The 4,478-nt window shown below is 67.1% G+C and carries 4 protein-coding genes; 1 reads left to right on the forward strand and 3 read right to left on the reverse strand.

The genetic code is table 11. The features are described from left to right. The 3 genes from ACMO6A_RS00060 to ACMO6A_RS00070 all read right to left on the reverse strand — a co-directional run. A partial coding sequence (locus ACMO6A_RS00060; protein WP_418470609.1) for an ABC transporter ATP-binding protein/permease occupies nucleotides 1-1,468 on the reverse strand: 1,468 nt, incomplete at its 3' end. Between the two features lie 2 nt (nucleotides 1,469-1,470). Beyond that, nucleotides 1,471-1,920, reverse strand: a complete 450-nt coding sequence (locus ACMO6A_RS00065; protein ID WP_009608708.1) for a YbaN family protein — start codon at nucleotides 1,918-1,920, stop codon at nucleotides 1,471-1,473. 107 nt (nucleotides 1,921-2,027) lie between these two features. Then, nucleotides 2,028-2,828 (reverse strand): type III pantothenate kinase, encoded by an 801-nt coding sequence (locus ACMO6A_RS00070; protein WP_009608624.1) that lies wholly within the window; start codon nucleotides 2,826-2,828, stop codon nucleotides 2,028-2,030. A 145-nt stretch (nucleotides 2,829-2,973) separates the two neighbouring features. Here ACMO6A_RS00070 and ACMO6A_RS00075 point away from each other — a divergent pair. After that, nucleotides 2,974-4,478 (forward strand): OPT/YSL family transporter (locus ACMO6A_RS00075; protein WP_418470610.1); only part of this gene is annotated, 1,505 nt, incomplete at its 3' end.

Below are 4,478 nucleotides of genomic sequence, written 5' to 3' on the forward strand. Positions count from 1 at the left end.
CGTACGCAGGCGTATCTCGGAGCAAGGCGCGAGCCAGCGCGAGTCGCTGCCGCTGACCACCCGAAAGGTTTCCGCCTTCCTCCGCTATCGCTGCATCGAGCCCGCCCGCCTGCTCCACGAACCCCTCTGCGCGGCAGCGACGAAGCGCCTCCCACAGCTCCTCGTCGCTCGCCTGGGGGTCGGCTAGCAGCAGGTTCGAGCGCACGCTCCCCTTGAACAGGTAACTCGAGAACGGAACGACCGTGACGGTGCTCGCAAGCGAGGCGCGGGACGCCTCCTGGATCGGCACGCCGCCCACTTCGACCGACCCCGCGAATCCGGCGTTGCGTCCCGACAGGATGCCCGCCAACGTCGACTTTCCCGAACCGCTCTCGCCGACGATGCCCGTGAACGATCCGGCGGCCGCATCGAAATCCACGTCGGAAAGCACGGTGCGCTCGCCATCGTAGGAATACCCCACGCCGCGGCATGCAAAGGAGATGCGATCGGCTTCGATGACGCGCGAGCCGCGCTTGGGTTCCGGCGCATCGAGAATCGCGAACATCTTGTCGGCCGCCGCCATGCCGTTCATGGCCGTGTGAAAGAACGACCCCAGCGTGCGCAGCGGGATGAAGAACTCGGCCGCCAGGAATATCACGGCGAAAGCCGCGAAAAACGGCGCCTGCCCGAGCGAGAACTGCCACAGCGCCATGACGATGCCCACCGCCGCCCCGCCGTAGGCGAACACGTCCATCACCGTCACGGAGTTCAGCTGCATGCGTAAAAGCCGCATCGTGGCCTGGCGGAACGTCTCGGCCTCGCGGTTCATCGCCTCGTGGCGATCGGCGTCGACGCGGTAGATCTTGAGCGTGGTGAGGCCCTGCAGGTTCTCGAGGAACGTCGCGCCCAAGTCGGTGTAGGCGTCCCAGTACGAGCCCATCGCGCGCTTCGCGATCTTCTGCACGGCGACGATGGACGCGGGTATGAGCGGCACGCAGGCCAGAAGCGCCACGGCTGCCGGAAAGCACAGCGGAGCGAGACAGGCGAACAGGGTGAGCGGCGCCAAGACCGAATAGAACAGCTGGGGCAGGTACGAACCGAAGTAGCTCTCCAGCTGCTCGGTGCCCTCGACGCTCACCTGCACGGCCTCGCTCGTGGACACGCGCTCGGAGTACGACGGACCGAGGCGCACGAGCTTGTCGTATACGAGCTTGCGCACGGTGCGCTTCGCGGCCGCAGCTGCCGCCTGGCCCATGCGCTGCGAGAGCGTCAAACAGCAAACGCGCACGACGATAGCCGCCGCAGCGGCCATCACGAGGTTCGCCCGCGCCGCGGCGACGTCCCCACCCTCGACGAGGGACTGCACGAACGCCCCCATGAGCAGCATGAGCGCTATGTTCGCCGCGAGCGCGACCCACTGGAGCGCGACGCTTGCCGCTACGTACTTGCGCGCTTCGGGCACCATGCCCGCCAGCCGTTTGCTGAACATGCCTAGCCCTCCGTCCGCTCGACAACGCGTTCGGAGCCGCGCTCGGTCGCAGAGCCGCGATCCGTCTTCACGATGAAGCCGAAATACGCGACATGCGCCACCCATACGGCAGCAACGACGGCGCGTCCCACCGGCACGTTCGCCATCAGAAGGAACGAGGCGCCCAACACGAGCGTGACGGGGCCCAGCAGCATGAGCTTCGCCTTCACGGTCATCGCGCGCTTCTTCGCGAAGCCTTCGAGCACGGTGCGGTACAGCTTCGTTCCATGGAACCATGCGTCGAGGCGCTCCGAGCTGCGCGCGAAGCAGTACGCGGCTCCCAGCAGGAACGGCACCGTCGGCAGAACGGGAAGCACCGCCCCCAGAGCCCCAAGCCCGAAGCAGGCGAAGCCCCCGACCGCCCACAGGGCGCGAAGGCACCTGGCCGCGCGCCGGTCTCTCTCGTTCGTCATGAGCATCCTTCCCAGCGCCGACGCCCTGCGCCGGCAAATAGTTACCTTTGTCTAACAAGGTGGGAATTGTACGCGAACTGGATTAAATTGTAAACCTTGGTTAATTTTTAGCGACGGTTCAACGTGTGCAGCATGCTCAGGCCCCGCAGGGTGAGATGCTCGTCGGTACGGGCGACGCGCTGCGACAGCGCGGCGACGGCAGCGGCATCCGAGCCCGTGGCGATGACGTCGGTCTCGTAGCCCAGTTCGCGCCATACCATGTCGATGAGGCCGTCGATGAGCGCGACCTCCCCCATCACGACGCCCGCTTGCATGGCCTCGCGCGTGTTCTTGCCCACCACCGATGCCGGAGCCTTGAGATCGACCATCGCCAGCTGCGCGGCGGCATCCGACAGCGCCTTCGCCGACAGCTTCACGCCGGGCGCGATGATGCCGCCCACGAACGAGCCGCCCTCGTCAACCACCTCAAAGTTCGTCGTCGTGCCCAGATCCACCACGATGAAGGGCGCCGTATAGGCCGTGCGGGCGGCAACGAGGTCGGCTACCCGGTCGGCTCCCAGCTCGCCGGGGTCGTTGTAGCGCATCTTCACGCCCGTCTTCACGCCGGGTCCCACCACGAGGGGGCGTCGGCCGGTAAGCGCGCGCGTCGCGGTCACCCATGCATCCGTGAGCCCCGGCACCACCGACGCGATGACGGCATCGTCGCAGATCGCACGACGGCCGTCGCGCTCCAGCATGTCGAACAGCCCCGCCATCCGCATGCGCGCCTCGTCGGCCGTCATGTGCTCCGTCGTGGTCACCTTCCAGGTGGCTTCCAGCTCGCCGTCGACGAAGAGGCCCAGGTTCGTATCCGAGTTCCCCACGTCCACGCACAGCACCGTGCGCGATGCGTCCCTTCCGTTGCCCATAGCCTCCCGCCCTTCCCGAATTGCCACAATCATGCGAATTTAGCGATGCCGCTCGCCCTTTTCGTCCAGTATACTGTACCTGTCCGTTCAGTAACCCGACTTCCTAAAACGTGAGGGGAAGCGGATATACGCAAAGGAGAAGAGAATGGATTCTGTCAAAGGGCAGCTGACGCTGCGCGGCATCGTCATAGGCTGCGTCGGTTGCGCCATCATCACCGCGGCATCGGTGTACACGGCCCTCAAGATGGGGGCGCTTCCTTGGCCCATCGTGTTCGCGGCCATCATCTCGCTGTTCTTCCTCAAGGCCCTCGGGCACGGCAAGGCCAGCCTCAACGAGGCGAACGTCACGCACACCGTGATGAGCGCAGGCGCTATGGTGGCGGGCGGCCTGGCCTTCACCATCCCCGGCATCTGGATGCTGGGCTACGCCGACGAGGTGGGCTGGTTCGAGATGCTCCTCGTAGCCGTCTCGGGCGTCATCATGGGCCTCGTCTGCACCGCGCTTCTGCGCCGCCACTTCATCGAGGACTCCGAGCTGGAGTACCCCATCGGCGAAGCGGCCGCCCAGACGCTCATCGCGGGCGATTCCGGCGGCAAGACCGGCTGGAAGCTGTTCGGCTCCATGGGCTTCGCGGGCGCGTTCACGGCGTTGCGCGATTTCTTCGGCGTGATCCCCGCGATGCTCTTCGGCAACGCCGCGGTCCCCGGCGTTGCGTTCGGCATCTACCTGTCGCCGATGCTTCTGGCCGTGGGCTTCCTCGTGGGCACGGGCGCCGTCGTCGTGTGGTTCGTCGGAGCGCTGCTGGCGAACTTCGGCATCATCGTGGGCGGCTCGGCCGCGGGACTCTGGGACGTGGCGTCCGCGCAGGGCATCGTGTCCAGCCTCGGCATGGGCGTCATGATGGGCGCGGGCCTGGGCGTCATCTTCAAGAACATCCTGCCCAAGGCCTGGCGCATGCTGCGCGACGCCCGCAGCTCGAACGCGTTCGGCCTCACCGCCGCAAGCACCATGGATGCGCCCGCAAGCGGCGCTAAGGACGGACGGCTGCGCATCGGCAGCTTCCGCCTCACCGCCGGGCTGGCCGCGCTCGCCGTGGCCGCCGTCGCGCTCATCGTCTGCTTCGGCCTGCAGCTGGGCCCCGTCCCGGCCGTCATCGTGGTGCTGCTCGCCTTCGTCGCCACGGCCATGAGCGCGCAGAGCGTCGGCCAGACGGGCATCGACCCCATGGAGATATTCGGCCTCATCGTGCTTTTGGCCGTGGCGGCCGTATCCAGCGTGCCGCAGGTGCAGCTGTTCTTCGTCGCGGGCATCGTGGCCGTGGCGTGCGGGCTGGCCGGCGACGTGATGAACGACTTCCACGCCGGCCACGTGCTGGGCACCAGCCCCAAGGCGCAGTGGATCGGCCAGGCCATCGGCGCCGTGCTGGGCGCGCTCGTGGCCGTCGCCGTCATGGCGATCCTCGTGGGCGCGTACGGCCCCGAGTCGTTCGGCCCCACGGCGTCGTTCGTGTCCGCGCAGGCGTCCGTCGTGGCCACCATGGTGTCGGGCATCCCCTCGGTGCCGGCGTTCGCCATCGGGCTTGCGGCGGGATTCGTCCTCTACCTGCTGAACTTCCCCGCCATGATGCTGGGGCTGGGCATCTACCTACC

Origin of the sequence: Eggerthella sp., from assembly GCF_048329335.1 — a bacterium.
GTDB lineage: Bacteria > Actinomycetota > Coriobacteriia > Coriobacteriales > Eggerthellaceae > Eggerthella > Eggerthella lenta.

What these genes read in the sequence shown, in the direction of transcription:
- ACMO6A_RS00065 (WP_009608708.1), bottom strand. Translation starts at nt 1,920, where the DNA reads ATGACGAACGAGAGAGACCGGCGCGCGGCCAGGTGCCTTCGCGCCCTG.
- ACMO6A_RS00070 (WP_009608624.1), bottom strand. Translation starts at nt 2,828, where the DNA reads ATGGGCAACGGAAGGGACGCATCGCGCACGGTGCTGTGCGTGGACGTG.